Consider the following 15416-nt stretch of genomic DNA (forward strand, 5'->3'; position numbering starts at 1 on the left):
GGTTCGGGATCAATCGTGGCGGATGACCGGCTGGCGTTGTCCGGCTCACCCCTTGTAACGCTCCACGATCTCGACCCGCCGGTTCTTTGCCCGGCCGTCCTCGGTGCGGTTGCTGGCGACCGGCGAGACCGGGCCGGCGCCGGCCGGCTGCAGGCGTGTCGCGGCGATGCCGTAATCGCGCGCCAGCGCGTCGACGACCGCCTGGGCGCGGCGCTGCGACAGCGACAGATTGTAGTCGAATCCGCCTTCGCCGTCGGTGTGGCCGACAATCAGGACGGCGAGTTCGGGATTGTCGGTCAGGAGCTTGCCGAGCTCGTCGATCTGCGGCTTTGAGTCCGGCGTGATGTCCGCCTTGTCGAAATCGAAATTGATGCCGTAGACGGCGATCTTGCCGTCCTTGGCGATCGCCGATTCCATCGCGCTCGCCTCGACCAGCACGATCTGGTCGGTCTGCATCGGCTCGCCCTCGACGATCGTCATCGCGACATGCGGGGTCAGCGATCGGGTGTTGCTAGCGCGGGTCTCGACGCCGAGGAGCCCCACCGTCACCTGACCGGCCGGGTCGTCCTTGCGGGCCAATGTGTAGAGAGTGCTGTCCCATGTGCTCGGCATGCCGATGCCGCCGCGCGCCGCGTCCCAGAGCGGGGCCACCGAGGACGTGTTCGGCGCGCATTCCTTCTTGCCTCGGCAGGAAAACAGGATCTCGAAGCCGTCGTCTTTCAGTGCCTTTTCGTAATTGCGCATCACCTCCAGGATCGAGCGGTCGGCGGGACCCTCGTAGCGGATCGAGGTCAGCTTGCCGGCCAGCTCGGTCTGGAAGGAATCCGGCGCCTCCCGGTAATTGCGCGGTGGCGTCGCGTCCGGCAGCGTCAGTTCCTCATACGCCTTGGTCTCGTGGAATGTGATCACCGAACCCTGGTAGCGGCCGACCAGCGGGTGGTCGGTGGCACCCGCGATATCCTCCTGGGCGAGCGCGGGACCGGCGGGCATGGTGATTGCCAGCATCGCGATGGAGACGAACAGCGACAGTCCCAGGCCGGTCGCGCGTTGCATGGCGGTCCCTCCAAAGCTCACCGTGAGATCGGATGATACACCGACCAAACGTTGCGGCAAGATCGCGGCCGCGGGAGGGTGGCACAGGCCCGCTGACGCGACCTATGTTGGCTTAAGATCCTCCACCAAAGGAGCCGTCATGACGATACACCGCGACTTTCCCGATCTGCCGCCGGTCTGGGCGCTGGGAGCGATCCTCGCCGAATGGCTCGTCGCTTCGTGGCTGCCGCTGTGGCGCTTCGCCGCGCCGGCGACGACGGCGATCGGTATCGCGCTTTTCCTCGGCGGCATCGCCGTCATCCTGTGGTCGGCGCTGTGGTTCTGGCGCAAGCGGACGCCGATCGAGCCGCGCAATGTGCCGAAAGCGCTGATCGTCGAGGGGCCGTATCGGCTCAACCGCAACCCGATCTACACCGGCATGACGCTGGCCCTCTTCGGCGCGGCGCTCTGGTTCGGGGCGCTGTCGGCGCTGATCGTCGCGGCGGTCTTCCCGTTCGTCATCACCCACCGCTTCATCATGGGCGAGGAAGCGGGGCTCCGGCAAACTTTCGGGACAGAGGCGGAGGCCTACTTCCGCCGCACCCGCCGCTGGTGAGCCGGTGTCACAGGCCCGTCAGCGCGATGCCGCCAAGGGCCGAGACCACCACCACGATCCACGGCGGCGCCTTCCAGGCCATCAGCAGCGCGAAGCCCAGAAGCGCGAGTGCGAAGTCGGCGGGTGCGCCGATGGCGCTGGTAAAGACCGGATCGTAGAGCGCCGCGCCGAGAATGCCGACGACGGCGGCGTTGGCGCCGCGCATCGCCGCCTGCGCGAAGGGTCGGCGGCGAAACGCGTCCCAGAACGGCAGCAGCCCGATGACGAGCAGCAATCCCGGCAGGAAGATCGCGACCAGCCCGATCGCCGCGCCAGCGATCCCGTTCGGCTCCGGTGTGACGATCGCGCCGAGATAGGCGGCGAAGGTGAAAAGCGGTCCGGGCACGGCCTGCGCCGCGCCATAGCCCGCCAGAAAGGCGTCGGCGCTGGCCCAGTCGGGCGCGACCACCGAGGCTTCGAGCAGCGGCAGCACGACATGGCCGCCGCCGAAGACCAGCGCGCCGGCCCGGTAGAAGGCGTTAAACAGGGCCAGCGCCCCGGACGGCTGGGCGGCGGCGAATAACGGCCCGAGGACGAGCAGGATCGCGAACAGCGCCAGCGCCGCGATGCCGACGCCGCGCGAGATCGGAATGGCGATGTGCGTCGCTTGCGGGGCGGGGCCGTCCCGGCAAAGGACCAGACCGCCCAGCACCCCGCCGACGATCGCCGCGATCTGCCCGAGCGGGCCGGCGAGGAAGACGACGATCAGGACGGCCGCGACGGCGATACTCGCGCGGATGCGGTCCGGCGTCAGCGCCTTGGTCATGCCGAGGACGGCCTGCGCGACGACGGCGACGGCGACGATCTTCAGCCCGTGGACGATGCCGGCGCCGACGCCGCTGTCGAAGGCGTCCGCGCCATAGGCGAAGAGGAGGAGCAGGACGGCCGAGGGGAGCGTGAAGGCGGTCCAGGCAGCCAGCGCTCCGAGCGGTCCGGCGCGCATCAGCCCAAGCGCGAAGCCGGTCTGGCTCGACGCCGGGCCGGGCAGGAACTGGCAGAGCGCCACCAGATCGGCATAGCCGGCCTCGTCCAGCCATTTGCGCCGCGTCACCAGCTCGTCGCGAAAATAGCCGAGATGAGCGATCGGTCCGCCGAAGGAGGTCAGCCCGAGCTTGAGGAAGGCGCCGAAGACCTCGCCGGGAGTGCCGTCAGGGGCAGGGGGCGCGGTTACGCCCGCGCCATCCTCAGAAATCCCGCTACCAGCGTTCGAACCTTCGATTTCCCTCACGCCATGTTCCCGCCGCGGCCTGTCCACTTGTCGGCGGACGATGCCACGCGCCGAGGACGTTGCGAAGCCTGCCCCGTGCTCGCCGCCGCTGGCTAACCCCGTTTCGGCGTGATGTCCTTCATCGCCTCCGGGTCGATGTCGCCCTGCGCCGACAGGTCGCCCTCGCCGAAATGGTCCAGGATCATGTCGAGGTTGCGCCGGTGCGCCTTGAACACGACGTCGAACACGTCGCCGACCAGCGGCACCGAGCCGACGGCGAAGTCGACGCCGAGATTGCCGGCCATCTTGACGAGCTTGTGCGTCGGCAGGCCGAGCCGGCGCGCCTCGTTGATGATGTAGACCCCGATCAGGCCGCCGGCGGCGTCGCCGACGCCGGGGATTAGCCCCATGATCGAATCGCCGCCGAAGCGGATGCCGGTGCCGGGAATGCGGATCGCCGTGTCCATCAGCCGCGCGACACGGGCGACCCGCTTGAGGCGGCGGCGATGATCGGCCAGTTGCGTCGGGTCGGCGGTCGGCATGGGCGGTTCCTCGATGCTGCAAGCCGCGCGCGGCTCCGAAGGCGGGCATATGGTGCTGACAGGGCCGTGCGAACAGATGCGGCCCGGCCGGCCTTGCCGGTCGCGCCCGCGATGACCGTCGATCCGCGCTCGCCGCGGCATCGACAGCAAGCCGCGAGGATCGGGCGCGCGCCCTGAAACTTCCGGTCGTTCGGCGGATTTTCGGCCGGGCACGACACACCCACGCCAAGGTTGCGCTATCATTTGGCGGCGAGAGCATCGGACCAAAAAGTGGAATCCGGTTTTTGGATTAATCCGATGCTCAATCAAAATGGTAGAGCGTCCTTTGTGCGTCCGAATGGACGCACGGCGCTCTAAGCGATTCGATCCAGAAACGAGGAGACACGCGTGGAAGAAGCCGTCGTCGGCGCCCATGGCACGGGACTGACCGAGATCGCCTTCGTCATCGTCGTGGCGGTCACCGTCGGCCTCGGCCTGATGCGGCTCAAGCAGCCGCCGCTGGTCGGCTTCATCCTTGCTGGTGTGCTGCTCGGGCCCTCGGGGCTCGAGATCATCTCCACCTCGAACGAAAACGTCACCATGCTCGCCGAGATGGGCGTGTTGATGCTGTTGTTCTTCATCGGCATGGAGCTGTCGCTGAAGGCGTTCGTCGCATCGCTGAAACCGGCGGTGCAGATCGCCGGCGGCCAGCTTCTGGCCGCGATGGCGATCTCCTTCGGGCTGATGCTGATTTCCAAGGCGACGCTCGCCGAGGCGATCATCCTCGGCTTCATCATCGCGCTGTCGTCGACCGTGGTCGCCATGAAGGTGCTGGAGGATCTCGGCGAGCTGCGCGCCGAGCCGGGCCGCATCGCCGTCGCCGTGCTGATCGCCCAGGATATCGCCGTGGTGCCGATGCTGATCATCGCCGCCTCGCTTGGTGGCGATGAGGCGGCCGACTGGGGCACGCTGGTCATCAAGATCGTCGTGGCGGTCGCCCTGCTCGGGGCGCTGTTGTGGTATCTCGGCCGAAGCCCGAAGCTGAAGCCCTCCTTTGCCTCGGCGGTGGAAAACAACGTCGAGATCCTGGCGCTCGGCTCGCTCGCCTTCTGCTTCGCCGCCGCGTCCCTGTCGGGTCTCCTCGGCCTGTCGCCCGCCTATGGCGCGTTCATCGCCGGCCTCGTCGTCGGCTCATCGACCCTGCGCTCGCCGGTCATTCATGTGGTCGAGCCGATCCAGGCGATCCTGCTCGTGGTGTTCTTCCTGTCGATCGGGCTGTTGATCGACCTCGACTACATTATCGAGAACTGGATCCTGGTGCTGATCGCCTCGGTGTTCGTCATCATCGCCAAGAGCGTGGTCAATGTCATGCTGATCCGCCTCGCCGGACTGCCGCACAAGACCGCCGTCGAGGCCGGCCTGTCGATGGCCCAGATCGGCGAATTCTCCTTTGTGCTCGCCGCCGTCGCCTTCGCCTCGGGCGCCATCGGCGGTGACGTCTATCGCCTGGCGCTGGCGGTGACGGCGGTCTCGCTCTTGGTCTCGCCGGCCTGGATGATCGTCATGCGGCATCTGGAGGGCGAGGCGCGCTTCGGCTACGCCGAGTTCCGGCACGCGCTGGCCGAACTCTACGAGGACCGGGTCGAGCGGGTCGAGGATTTCGGCTACTGGCTGAAGACGCGGCGCCGGGCGCTCAGGCGCGCGCTGCGGCGGCGCAAGGCGGCGCGCAAGACCGGTGCGGGCGTGAAGGCCCCGCCGCCGGAAGGGCAGACGGCCCCCGGCGAGTGAGGGCGCCCTTATCTCCCGTCGCCGGCCGGCGCTACAGCATCGAGCCGAGGTCGGAGCCGACTGACGGATAGGCCGCGATCATCGATTTCAGATCGCGGGTTTTCAGTCCCAGCCGCATGGCGAGGCCGCAGAAATTGACGATCTCGGCATAGTCCGGCCCGAGCAGATGCGCGCCGAGAATCTCGTCGCTGTCGGCGTCGATCAGGATCTTGGTGGCGGCGCAGGTCTCGCCGACCCGCAGATTGGAGTACCAGCCGCTGGTGTCGTTGAAGGCGACGCGGACGTTGCGGCCTTGCTCCCGCGCCTCGGATTCCGTCATGCCGACGCGGGCAAGTTCGGGAATCGTGAAGACGACGCTCGGCACGCCGCGATAATCGACGGTGGCGTGATCGCCCTTCAGCATGTTCGAGGCGGCGACCTTGCCCTCGGCGACCGCCACCGGCGTCAACGGCGGGCCGTTTGTGTCGGCGGCGTCGCCCGCGGCAAAGACCGCCGGATTGGAGACGCTTTTGAGGTGCCGGTCGACGCGGACGCCGCCCTTGCCGGCCGTGACCCCGGCCGCTTCGAGGGCGAGCCGGTCGATCGCCGGCACGCGGCCGGCGCCGTGGACGACGAGATCGGCGGCGAATATCGCCGGCTGGCCGACTCTCTCGACATGGACCGTGTAGCCGGCGCCGCTCCGTTCCACCGAATTGAGGTCGATGCCGGTCGTCACCGCGACGCCGGCCTCGCCGCCGCGCGCGACCAGTCTGTCGACCAGATCGGGGTCGAAGCGCTTCAGCGGCCGTTCGCCCCGTTGGAGGATCCGCACAGCGCTGCCGGCCCGCGCCGCGATATGGGCGAACTCGAAGGAGATGTAGCCGCCGCCGACGAACAGGATGCGGCGGGGCAGCGACGCCAGCTCCAGAAACCGCGTGCTGTCGATGAGGTGTTCGGCGCCCGGAAATTCCAGCGACCGGGGCTCGGCGCCGGTGGCGATCAGGACGTGGCGGCCCTGCAGCCGGGTCTCGCCGCCGATCTCTATCGTATTCTCGCTCACGAAGCGCGCCGGGCCGTGGAAGGTGCTGACGCCGTTCCTGTCGAGGCCGCTTTCGATCTTGTCCGGCATCTTGTCGGTGAAGCTGCGCTTGAACGCCATGAGATCGGGCCAGTCGATCTTGAGATCGCCGGCAACGCCCTTGCCGCGCATCAGGCGGGCGGCGTCGAGAATCTCGGCGCCCCGGCGCAGCATCTTCTTCGGGTCGCAGCCGCGCAGCGCGCAGGTGCCGCCATAGGGCAGTTCGTCGACGACCGCGACCGACCAGCCGGCGGCGGCGCATTTGTTGGCGGCGCTGACGGCGGCCATGCCGACGCCGAGCACGACGAGGTCGAAACTCCTGGTCATGCGCGCTGTCTAGCTCGCGCAGCAGGCGGCGGTCTCGCCGCTTGCCCGCGCTTCCTGGATCGGCGGGCAGGGCAGGCTGCCGAACGAGCAATAGACGCAGCAGTCGCCGGCGTTCGGCCTCAGCAGCGCGCCGCAGCCCTTGCAGTCATAGAAGAACTGGCAGGCGTCGGTCGGCATGGTTTCGGTTTCCTGGTGTCCGCATTGCGGGCAGGTGAGGGTGGAGCGAAGTTCCATCAGCAGGCGGCTTTCTTGTGTCGGTGGCGTAGCAGGAGGGCGTAGGCGGTGATGCCGAGAAACAGGAACAACAGCGGAAACAGCACGTAGTCGGCAAAGGCCAGCCAGGCGGCGAGCCCGACGAATGGGAGGAGGATGACCAGCGCCGGTGTGAAACAGCAGATCGCCGCGATCACCGAGCCGACGATGCCGGTCGTCAGAAGCGTCCTGTCCTTCATGGCCGGTCAGCTTTCGACGAGTGTTGCCGGGTAGCCTGCATTGGTCGAGGCTTCGGCGAGATCGTCCGGCGATACGCGGGCCGGATCGAACACCACCGTCGCGGTCTTGGCGTCGAGATTGACCTCCACCGAATTGACGCCGTCGAGGCCGCTCATCGCCAGTTTGACGGTGATCGGACAGGTCGGGCAGGTCATGTTCTCGATCGCGAAGGTTTGGGTCTGAAGCGCCGGAGCGGTTTCCGTCTGCGTTTGCGCGATCACTGCCGGGGCAAGCAGAGCCGCGCCAAGTCCGGCGGCGCTCGGCATCGCGGCGGCCAGCAACATCGTCGAAATGCGTGTCATGGGTGGTCTCCTAATAAAATAGCGGTGCCCACCAAGAGTTGGTCATGGACAGGATGACCAGGACGGTGGCGACCCATAGGGCGCTCTGGGTGATGACCGAGGCAAGGGGGCGGGCGCAGGTGGCGCCGACCGCGCAGGCCGCCTTCGGGCGGAAATAGACCTGCCAAAAGCCGAGCCCGAGAAACACCAGCGTCAGGGCGACGAAATATGGCTGGTAGGGGGTCAGCGCCGTCAGATTACCGATCCAGGCTCCGCTGATGCCCAGCGTGACCAGAACCAGCGGCGCGATGCAGCAGGACGAGGCGAGCACCGCGCCGACGACGCCGCCGCCCGCGAACCAGCCCTCGCGCCGCTCCGGGGCGGCAGGCAGCGCGTCTTTTCTTCCGATCTCGGCTGTTGTGTCGCTCATATCGACTGGCCCTCGCTTTCGGGTGGACCAACATCTACGATCTGTAGCTACTACAGGTTCAAGAGGTTTTTTCCGCCATGGCGATCACGGCTCCGCGAGCGACCCTGAAGCGCGGCGAACTGGCGCGGCGCGCCGGCTGCAACAGCGAGACGATCCGCTATTACGAAAAGATCGGCCTGCTCGGCATTCCTGAACGCTCAGAGGGCGGTCACCGGCTCTATGCGCCCGATGATCAGGCGCGGCTCGGCTTCATCCTGCGCGGCCGCGAACTCGGCTTCTCGATCGAGGAATTGCGGGGCCTGCTGGGCCTCGCCGATGCGCGCGATACGACGTGCGGCGAGGTTCTGGCGCTGACCCGCCGCCATATCGACGGCATCCGCGCCAAGATCGCCGACCTTAAGCGCTTGGAGGTTACGCTCGTTGCGGTCTCGGCGGAATGCGAGGGCGGCAATGTGCCCGATTGCCCGATCCTGGATGCGTTGTTCCAGACGGCCGACGTCTGAGCGGCGATGCTCTATGCCGCCGCCGCAAGCCTGGCGGCCTCGGGAAACATCCGGTCCAGATTGAGAAAGCAGATCATTCCCTCGGCATGCGCGATGATGCCTTCGGTATATTTCTTGTCGTAGCCGCCGGTCATTTCCGGCACCGGCTGGATGGTGGAGCCGTCGAAGGTCAAAAGGTCGGACAGGCGGTCGACGAGCAGGCCGAGAACCGTGTCGTGGACCTCGACCACCACGATGGCGCTGCGCGGATTCGGCGGCGCGGCGGTCATGCCGAGCTTCTGGGCCATGCTGACCACGGGAATGATCGTCCCGCGCAGATTGATCATGCCCAGAATGTCGGGTGAGGAATTGGGCAGGGGAGTCGATTGCGACCACCCCCGGATCTCACGGACGGAAATCGTCCGGACGCAGAATTCCTGGTCGTTGACACGGAAGGCGACGACCTCGAGCGGGCCGCCGTCGTGATAGTCCTGGGTCTTCATCGCCTTCACCCTCCACGCGTCGCGGCAGGGATCGGCCGAGCGACGGATTCGATCCGACGACCAGACGGCATTTGGATTAACAATCTGGCGGCAGGCGAGGGTTAAAATTGGGTCAACGACGCCACGAATCCGCGACCGGTGGCGCGCCGCGCCGCGTTCGCCCGCGTCGCGTCGCGCCCATCGCGGCGTGCGGCGACCCGTCACGCCCCGCCGAGATGCTCCTTGAGGAAGGCCACCGTCGTCTCCCACGCGCGGTCCGCCGCTTCCTTGTCGTAGCGAGCCGCCGACGTATCGTTGTTGAAGGCGTGGTTGACGCCCTCATGGACGACGATCTCATGCTCCACCCCGGCTTCTTCCAACGCCGCGCGATAGGCATCAATGCCGGCATTGATGCGCTCGTCGAGCCCGGCATAGTGCAGCAGCATCGGCGCCTTCATCCTGGCGACCTCCGCCGCGTCGGGCTGGCGGCCGTAATAGGCGACGCCGGCGCCGAGCTCCGGGTCGGCGACCGCGAGGCTGTTGACCAGCCCGCCGCCCCAGCAAAAGCCGACCGCGCCGACCTGGCCGCTGGTGCCGGCCTCGCTCGCCGCCCACTCACGCGCAGCGACCGCCTGCTCGACCGTCTTGTCGCCGTCGAGCGCGCCGATCATCTCGCGCGCCTTGTCCTCGTCCGGCGGCGTGCCGCCGTCGATCGACAGAAAGTCCGGCGCGACGGCGACGAAGCCTTCCAGCGCCAACCGCCGCGCCACGTCCTGGATATGGGCGTTGAGGCCGCGGTTCTCGTGGATGACGAGGACGCCGGGGAGCGGTCCCTCGGCGTCCTTCGGCCTGGCGACATAGGCCTTCATTTCGGCGCCGGCGGCGGGGAAATTCGCCCACACCGTCGTCAGCCGCTCATCCTGCGGGTCGACGATCTGGGCGCTCGCCTTCGATGCGCCTATCAGCGGCGCGATCGCGGCGGCGGCCGTCGCCGAGCCGGCAAGCCGCGTCAGCTTCGCCATGAAGCCGCGCCGGTCCAGCGTCAGATGCGTGTATTCGTCATAGGCGTCGATCATCGCCTGGGTGATTGTCGGAGTATTGCGGGTTTTGGGGGTCTTGGCGTCCATGGTCGTGGCTCCCTGCGCAGGTTCGTCGAAGCGTAGCCCAACCGCCGCGCCGGGTGAAGTGCGGCGCGCTGGTCGCGCCCGGGGGCGTTCCCCTGGAGCATCGGACCAAAAAGTGGAATCCGTTTTTTGGGTAATTCCGATGCTCAATCAAAGTATTAGAGCGTCCTTCGTGCGTCCGCACGGACGCACGGCGCTCTAGTGTTCCGCGCCCGATTCATTACATTGCGGGCGATGACCGATTCCCTTGATCCTTCCGGCCCCGCCGCGCCCCGGGCCGGCTCCATCGCGGCCCGCGCCATGGCCGCCCGTGGCTCCCGCGCGCCCGACTATCTCGCCGGCCTCAACGCCGAGCAGCGCGCCGCCGTCGAGACCACCGAGGGGCCCGTTCTGGTGCTCGCCGGCGCCGGCACCGGCAAGACGCGGGTGCTGACCACGCGCATCGCCCATATTCTGGCGACGGGTCGCGCATGGCCGTCGCAGATCCTCGCCGTCACCTTCACCAACAAGGCGGCGCGGGAGATGAAGAACCGCGTCGGCCTTCTCGTCGGCGAACAGGTCGAGGGCATGCCCTGGCTCGGCACCTTCCACTCGATCGGCGTGAAGATCCTGCGCCGCCACGCCGAGCTGGTCGGGTTGAAATCCAACTTCACCATCCTCGACACCGACGACCAGATCCGGCTGATCAAGCAGCTGATTCAGGCCGAAAATCTCGACGACAAGCGCTGGCCGGCGCGCGGCTTCGCCCAAATGCTCGACGCCTGGAAGAACAAGGGCCTGACCGCGAAGGACATTCCCGAGGGCGACGCGCGCGCCTTCGCCAACGGCAAGGGCCGCGAGCTCTACGCCGCCTATCAGGCGCGGCTGAAATCGCTCAACGCCTGCGATTTCGGCGACCTGCTGCTGCATCCGATCGCGATCTTCCGCGCCCACCCGGACGTTCTGGCCGAGTATCACAAGCGCTTCCGCTACATCCTGGTCGACGAGTATCAGGACACCAATGTCGCGCAATATCTCTGGCTGCGACTCCTGGCGCAAAGGCCGACGCGGCGGGACTCAACCGCGATCGCAGAGACACGCGCCCCGGCCGCAGGCCGCAAGGGCGAACGCCCGTCGGCCGGTGAGGCCGCGCCCGCGCAGGCCAGCGAGCGAAGCGAGCGCTCGGCCGTGAGCGAAGATCAGAGGCAGCAGATCAACATCTGCTGCGTGGGCGACGACGACCAGTCGATCTATGGCTGGCGCGGCGCCGAGGTCGACAACATCCTCAGGTTCGACAAGGACTTTCCCGGCGCCACCGTGATCCGGCTGGAGCGCAACTACCGGTCCACCGCCCACATCCTCGGCGCCGCCTCCCACCTCATCGCCCACAATGAGGACCGGCTCGGCAAGACGCTGTTCACCGACTTCTCCGACCCCGAGCACCAGAAGGTCGAGGTCAATGCCGGCTGGGACTCCGAGGAAGAGGCCCGCGCCATCGGCGAGGCAATCGAGGATCTGCAGCGCCGTGACAGCCACGACCTCAACGACATGGCGATCCTGGTGCGCGCCTCCTTCCAGATGCGCACCTTCGAGGACCGCTTCGTCACCATGGGCCTCAACTACCGGGTCATCGGCGGCCCGCGCTTTTACGAGCGCATGGAGGTGCGCGACGCGCTGGCCTATTTCCGCTGCGTCGTTCAGCCCGCCGACGACCTCGCCTTCGAGCGCATCGTCAACACGCCGAAGCGTGGGCTCGGCGATGCCACCATCCGCCTGCTGCACGACTACGCCCGCTCCCGCGAAATCCCGCTGATCGCGGCTGCCGGCGAGATGGTCGAGACGGAAGAGCTGAAGCCGAAGCCGCGCAACGCGCTGCGCCGCGTCGTCACCGACCTCGTCCGTTGGGCCGGGCTGCTGGATTCCACCAAGCACACCGAGCTGGCCGAGCAGATCCTGGAGGAGTCCGGCTACACCGCGATGTGGCAGGCCGACCGCTCGGCCGAGGCGCCGGGCCGGCTGGAAAACTTGAAGGAGCTGATCCGCTCCATGGAGGAGTACGAGTCGCTCGCCTCCTTCCTCGAACATGTCGCGCTGGTCATGGACACCGAGCAGAACGCCGATCTCGACGCCGTCTCGATCATGACGCTGCACGCCGCCAAGGGGCTGGAATTCGAGACCGTGTTCCTGCCCGGCTGGGAGGAGGGGCTGTTTCCCCATCAGCGCGCTTTGGACGAGGGCGGCAGAAGCGGTTTGGAAGAAGAGCGCCGGCTCGCCTATGTCGGCATCACGCGGGCCAAGCGCCGGGCCAAGATCTGGTTCGTCTCCAACCGCCGCATCCACGGCCTGTGGCAGTCGACCATCCCCTCGCGCTTTCTCGACGAGCTGCCCGAGGCGCATGTCGAGGTGATGGAAGCCAACACCAATACCTACGGCGGCTATGGCGCCTCGCGCTGGGATGGCGCCGCGGCCTTTCAGGAAAACGCCTACCAGACGCCGGGCTGGCGAAGGGCCCAGGCGGCGAATGCCGGCTTTGCCGGGGGCAAAGGCAGTTCGGGCGGCGACGGCTGGTCCGGCGGCCGCACGCGGCAGATCGACTATGGCGGCGGCGCCGGGTCGAACGCGCGCGCCGGCGCGGCAGCGGGCAGGGGCCACAACCAGCCGCCGAAACAGGGGTTCGGCCTCTACGCCTCGGCCCGGAAGGGCGGCCCGCGCGAGATCGAGGGCGAACTGGTGGCGAAATCCGTCATCGCCGAGGACAGCCGCTTCGCCAGCGGCGACCGGGTGTTCCACCAAAAGTTCGGCAACGGCACCGTCGCGAGCGTCGAGGGCAACAAGCTCACGGTGGATTTCGACAAGGCCGGCCAGAAGCGGGTGCTGGAGGGGTTTGTCGAGGGGGTGTGAGGGGCGCGGCGCTACACGGCCAGGGCGTACTGTGGCGGCGATGGACGAATCCGACATTGAGCGCGCCGCGTTCCTCTGGGCGCATGAGCCGACCGCCGCCGGGCGACCGGCCTTCGTCACCGGCCCATGGCTTGCCGCAAACCCGGCGACGCCGGCCTCGACGCGCCTGTCGAAAGCCTTGAAGAAGGCCGGCTTCAGCTTCGTCGGCCCGACCACAATCTATGCCTTCATGCAGGCGATGGGCTTCGTCGACGACCAGGTCGAGGGCTGTTGCGTGCGCGCCGAATGCGAGGAAGCGCGCGCCGCGTTCCAGCGGCCAGGACGGGGGTAGCGCGGCTGTCACCGTAGCCCGCGAGCCTCACTCCGGCACGAACCGCCCGTCGTCGAGCATTTGAATCGCCATTCCCGCATCGAGAGCCTGCGGTCCCAACTCCCACGCCGCGACGGCTTCCAGCGTCTCGCGCGCAAGGAGTGGTGCCACGACGAGCGTCGCATGGGCCGCGTTCAACCGGATTTGCGCGTTGGGATGTTCGAGAAGCGGGATCAGCGCCCGTCGCTGATCGCCGGTACGCAGCTTCAGTTCTTTCTCATACGCGAACTGGCGACGCGCCAGCCGATTGAACGTGCTGGTGTCGTCCGCTTCTATCGCCCTGTCCTGGGCAAGGCCGATCGCGATGTACTCTCGGACGATGTCGTCGACCGTGAGCTCGGTAAGTTGGGGGACGATCATCATTTCAGAACCTTCGCATTTCGTAGCGCGTCGATGCCAAGCCGTAGCCTTTCTTCCCAGCTCTTGCCTCGAAGATACTGGCGCGGAGACTGTTGGCCGAATTTCGGATTGGTCCGTTGATACCACGCCGATATCTCCCAATGCTTCAGCCGCGAGATCCGCACGAGGTTGCTCGGGCCGTTGACCATAGAGTCCGGAAAACCATCCTTCAGGGCCGCATCCTCCTCAACGATATGGTGGATATCATACCCGTGGCGTTTACCTTGAGCCGCGCCTCGCTGGAGTTCTGCAAGGGTTTTCGGCGCCTCGAAATAGGCCTCGATCCAAGAATAGTAGGTTTGCATCCACCGTGCGACATCGATCGCCGTCAGCAACACCGCTATCGGACCCGCTGCTCCGCGGCTCAAGGCGCGCGCGGCGAAGCGAACCACAGCCTTCACCACGATATGGCGGAGCCGCCGCGTTGGCGGTTCCTGCCTGGGAATCGTCGGCGGGTCTTCCAGCGGCGGGCCGCCATTGTGGCCGATGCCGGGTTTCGGCAGCTTTAGACGTCGGCTCTTGGGTGGGGTTCTGGGCGAACCGCTCCCTATCGGTTTCTTTTTCGGGCCGGGGATGTCGACCTGCAAAGGCTTGCGGCCGGTGACGCGCCGCCAGCGGCCGGAAATGCGCCCGCTGCCCTTGGGATGGCGTTCCTGACCCGGGCGGAAGCCGGCCTTGACGGCCCGCGAGGTCAGCCGCAGCGCCGCGACGGTAAGGCGCAGGCCGGCGATCTGGGCTCGCAAGCTGGCGAGCGGCATATCCGCTGCCGCACTGTCCTCTCTGGCCTCTCGTCTTTCCATGCCCATCCCTCGCCACCGACCGTCCCGATGCTACGGGACCGCCGAACGACGGGGATAAGTTCGGTGGGGACTGACCGGGATACGAGGCGGCTAGATATCGCTCCTTTCCCGTGATCAAAGGCTCAGTTAATCTGCAAAGCCGTCGACGAGGCGCCGCGACAACAATGACGCGGTTTGGATGCCTGCGCCTCATATGTTTCCACGAGCGATGGGAGGTCCGCGTACTTGCTCAAACCCGCGCCCGCTCAAGAATTTTCTCCCCACCCTTTCCGCCTCCCGCATACTTCCCTCACCGCCGGCCCACGGAACGGGCGCGAATGATCACCGGGATCGTTCGTTGGGCCAAGGGGGAGAAATCCCTGGCGGTGCGGTGTCCGCGACGGGGCTTCTTCCGGAGAAGGCCCGGCCCGGACGACCCTTTGCTCCGCCGGACCGTCCCCCACTAATGAGGGGTCTGCGGATCGGTCCGCTTGAACGCCCCCGCCAGGGGCGTGAAGAGCCGGCAGCGCACACGAACCCATGAAGAGGCGGGGTTTGCGTGTCGAAGGGTTGGGTAAACGCCGCGCGGGATGCCGGAGGCGGACCGCATGACGTAAAACAGTCGGAGGGTTCGCCTCCGGCGTCCCGCCGCTCGTCTCGTCCGAGACGAGACGGCAACAGGGGCCCACCAGCGAGCCGCAAGGCGACGCTTAAGGGCGGGACAGAAAATCCAACGCTTCGACCCGATCGGGTGCGGAGGCGCTTTTTCGCGCCGGTTCTCAAAGCCTCGGGCGTTGCAGCGGGGAGGGCGATTGCCGCGCGGCGAGACGGAACGGCCGTGCCCGGGGGAAAATGGGACCGACGCGGAGGCATATGCGGATTGCTTTGCTTGAACACCGCGCAAGGAGCGGCAGGAGCCGGCAGCGCATGGACCTCGCCGGGGGCGGCGGAAGCCGCGAAGCTTAAGGGTTGGACAGAGAAACCGATTGAAACAGGAGGAAGGGAGGTGGCAGGATTCGGAGAGTACAACAGCTGTCAGGCGACACGGCAAACTGACCCCCTGGCGCCATGAGGAACTGCCCCCTCGATAGCCAGGAGGTCGGCATGGAA

The 15416-nt window shown here is 67.1% G+C and carries 17 protein-coding genes; 5 read left to right on the forward strand and 12 right to left on the reverse strand.

The features are described 5' to 3' along the window. Positions 1–45: 45 nt before the first annotated feature. The gene (locus MJ956_RS16470; protein ID WP_253965525.1) at positions 46–1053 is read right to left on the reverse strand and encodes an OmpA family protein; all 1008 of its coding nucleotides are present in this window, start codon (positions 1051–1053) and stop codon (positions 46–48) included. Between the two features lie 139 nt (positions 1054–1192). Between MJ956_RS16470 and MJ956_RS16475 the strand changes: the two genes are divergently transcribed. After that, complete coding sequence (locus MJ956_RS16475) at positions 1193–1648, forward strand: methyltransferase family protein (protein ID WP_253965526.1); 456 nt, start codon at positions 1193–1195, stop codon at positions 1646–1648. 7 nt (positions 1649–1655) lie between these two features. On the opposite strand, the gene chrA is transcribed toward MJ956_RS16475, so the two are convergent. After that, the gene (gene chrA, locus MJ956_RS16480) at positions 1656–2879 is read right to left on the reverse strand and encodes a chromate efflux transporter (protein ID WP_253965546.1); all 1224 of its coding nucleotides are present in this window, start codon (positions 2877–2879) and stop codon (positions 1656–1658) included. Positions 2880–3007: 128 nt separating this feature from the next. Further along, positions 3008–3436 carry a DUF4112 domain-containing protein gene (locus MJ956_RS16485; RefSeq protein WP_253965527.1) on the reverse strand — a complete coding sequence of 143 codons (429 nt, stop codon included), beginning with the start codon at positions 3434–3436 and terminating at the stop codon, positions 3008–3010. A 387-nt stretch (positions 3437–3823) separates the two neighbouring features. Here MJ956_RS16485 and MJ956_RS16490 point away from each other — a divergent pair, with 387 nt between their 5' ends. Beyond that, the gene (locus MJ956_RS16490) at positions 3824–5203 is read left to right on the forward strand and encodes a cation:proton antiporter (RefSeq protein ID WP_253965528.1); all 1380 of its coding nucleotides are present in this window, start codon (positions 3824–3826) and stop codon (positions 5201–5203) included. Positions 5204–5234: 31 nt separating this feature from the next. Here the strand turns inward: MJ956_RS16490 and MJ956_RS16495 are convergent, their stop codons facing one another. From MJ956_RS16495 to MJ956_RS16515, 5 genes are read right to left on the reverse strand one after another with little or no spacing between them, the layout of a single operon-like run. Continuing rightward, positions 5235–6587 (reverse strand): dihydrolipoyl dehydrogenase family protein, encoded by a 1353-nt coding sequence (locus tag MJ956_RS16495; RefSeq protein ID WP_253965529.1) that lies wholly within the window; start codon positions 6585–6587, stop codon positions 5235–5237. Between the two features lie 9 nt (positions 6588–6596). Continuing rightward, entirely contained in the window at positions 6597–6821 is a 225-nt protein-coding gene (locus tag MJ956_RS16500) for a GDCCVxC domain-containing (seleno)protein (protein ID WP_253965530.1), read from the reverse strand. Next, positions 6821–7039 carry a mercury resistance system transport protein MerF gene (gene merF, locus MJ956_RS16505; RefSeq protein WP_253965531.1) on the reverse strand — a complete coding sequence of 73 codons (219 nt, stop codon included), beginning with the start codon at positions 7037–7039 and terminating at the stop codon, positions 6821–6823. Before merF ends, MJ956_RS16500 begins: the two co-directional genes overlap by 1 nt. A 6-nt stretch (positions 7040–7045) precedes the next feature. Then, positions 7046–7381: a heavy-metal-associated domain-containing protein gene (locus MJ956_RS16510; RefSeq protein WP_253965532.1), complete on the reverse strand. Its 336-nt coding sequence runs from the start codon at positions 7379–7381 to the stop codon at positions 7046–7048. Between the two features lie 10 nt (positions 7382–7391). Continuing rightward, on the reverse strand, positions 7392–7790 hold the full coding sequence (locus tag MJ956_RS16515) for a mercuric transporter MerT family protein (RefSeq protein WP_253965533.1): 399 nt from the start codon (positions 7788–7790) through the stop codon (positions 7392–7394). Positions 7791–7867: 77 nt separating this feature from the next. Between MJ956_RS16515 and MJ956_RS16520 the strand changes: the two genes are divergently transcribed. Then, positions 7868–8293, forward strand: coding sequence for a MerR family transcriptional regulator (locus MJ956_RS16520; RefSeq protein ID WP_253965534.1), 426 nt, complete (start codon positions 7868–7870; stop codon positions 8291–8293). An 11-nt stretch (positions 8294–8304) separates the two neighbouring features. On the opposite strand, the gene MJ956_RS16525 is transcribed toward MJ956_RS16520, so the two are convergent. Beyond that, positions 8305–8775, reverse strand: coding sequence for a chemotaxis protein CheW (locus MJ956_RS16525; RefSeq protein WP_253965535.1), 471 nt, complete (start codon positions 8773–8775; stop codon positions 8305–8307). Positions 8776–8975: 200 nt separating this feature from the next. Continuing rightward, a complete protein-coding gene (locus tag MJ956_RS16530) occupies positions 8976–9881 on the reverse strand; it encodes a dienelactone hydrolase family protein (RefSeq protein WP_253965536.1) in 906 nt (301 codons plus the stop codon). A 231-nt stretch (positions 9882–10112) separates the two neighbouring features. On the opposite strand from MJ956_RS16530, the gene MJ956_RS16535 reads away from it, so the two are divergent. Both MJ956_RS16535 and MJ956_RS16540 read left to right on the forward strand, forming a co-directional pair. Next, positions 10113–12758, forward strand: a complete 2646-nt coding sequence (locus MJ956_RS16535; RefSeq protein WP_253965537.1) for an ATP-dependent helicase — start codon at positions 10113–10115, stop codon at positions 12756–12758. Between the two features lie 40 nt (positions 12759–12798). Then, a complete protein-coding gene (locus tag MJ956_RS16540; protein WP_256477916.1) occupies positions 12799–13089 on the forward strand; it encodes a DNA-3-methyladenine glycosylase I in 291 nt (96 codons plus the stop codon). Between the two features lie 27 nt (positions 13090–13116). Here the strand turns inward: MJ956_RS16540 and MJ956_RS16545 are convergent, their stop codons facing one another. Further along, positions 13117–13491 (reverse strand): DUF2019 domain-containing protein, encoded by a 375-nt coding sequence (locus tag MJ956_RS16545; RefSeq protein WP_253965538.1) that lies wholly within the window; start codon positions 13489–13491, stop codon positions 13117–13119. Continuing rightward, a complete protein-coding gene (locus MJ956_RS16550) occupies positions 13488–14333 on the reverse strand; it encodes a hypothetical protein (RefSeq protein ID WP_253965539.1) in 846 nt (281 codons plus the stop codon). The genes MJ956_RS16545 and MJ956_RS16550 overlap by 4 nt, the downstream gene beginning before the upstream one ends. Between the last annotated feature and the right edge of the window lie 1083 nt (positions 14334–15416).

The organism is Aurantimonas marianensis (genome assembly GCF_024195285.1).
Lineage (GTDB): Bacteria > Pseudomonadota > Alphaproteobacteria > Rhizobiales > Rhizobiaceae > Aurantimonas > Aurantimonas marianensis.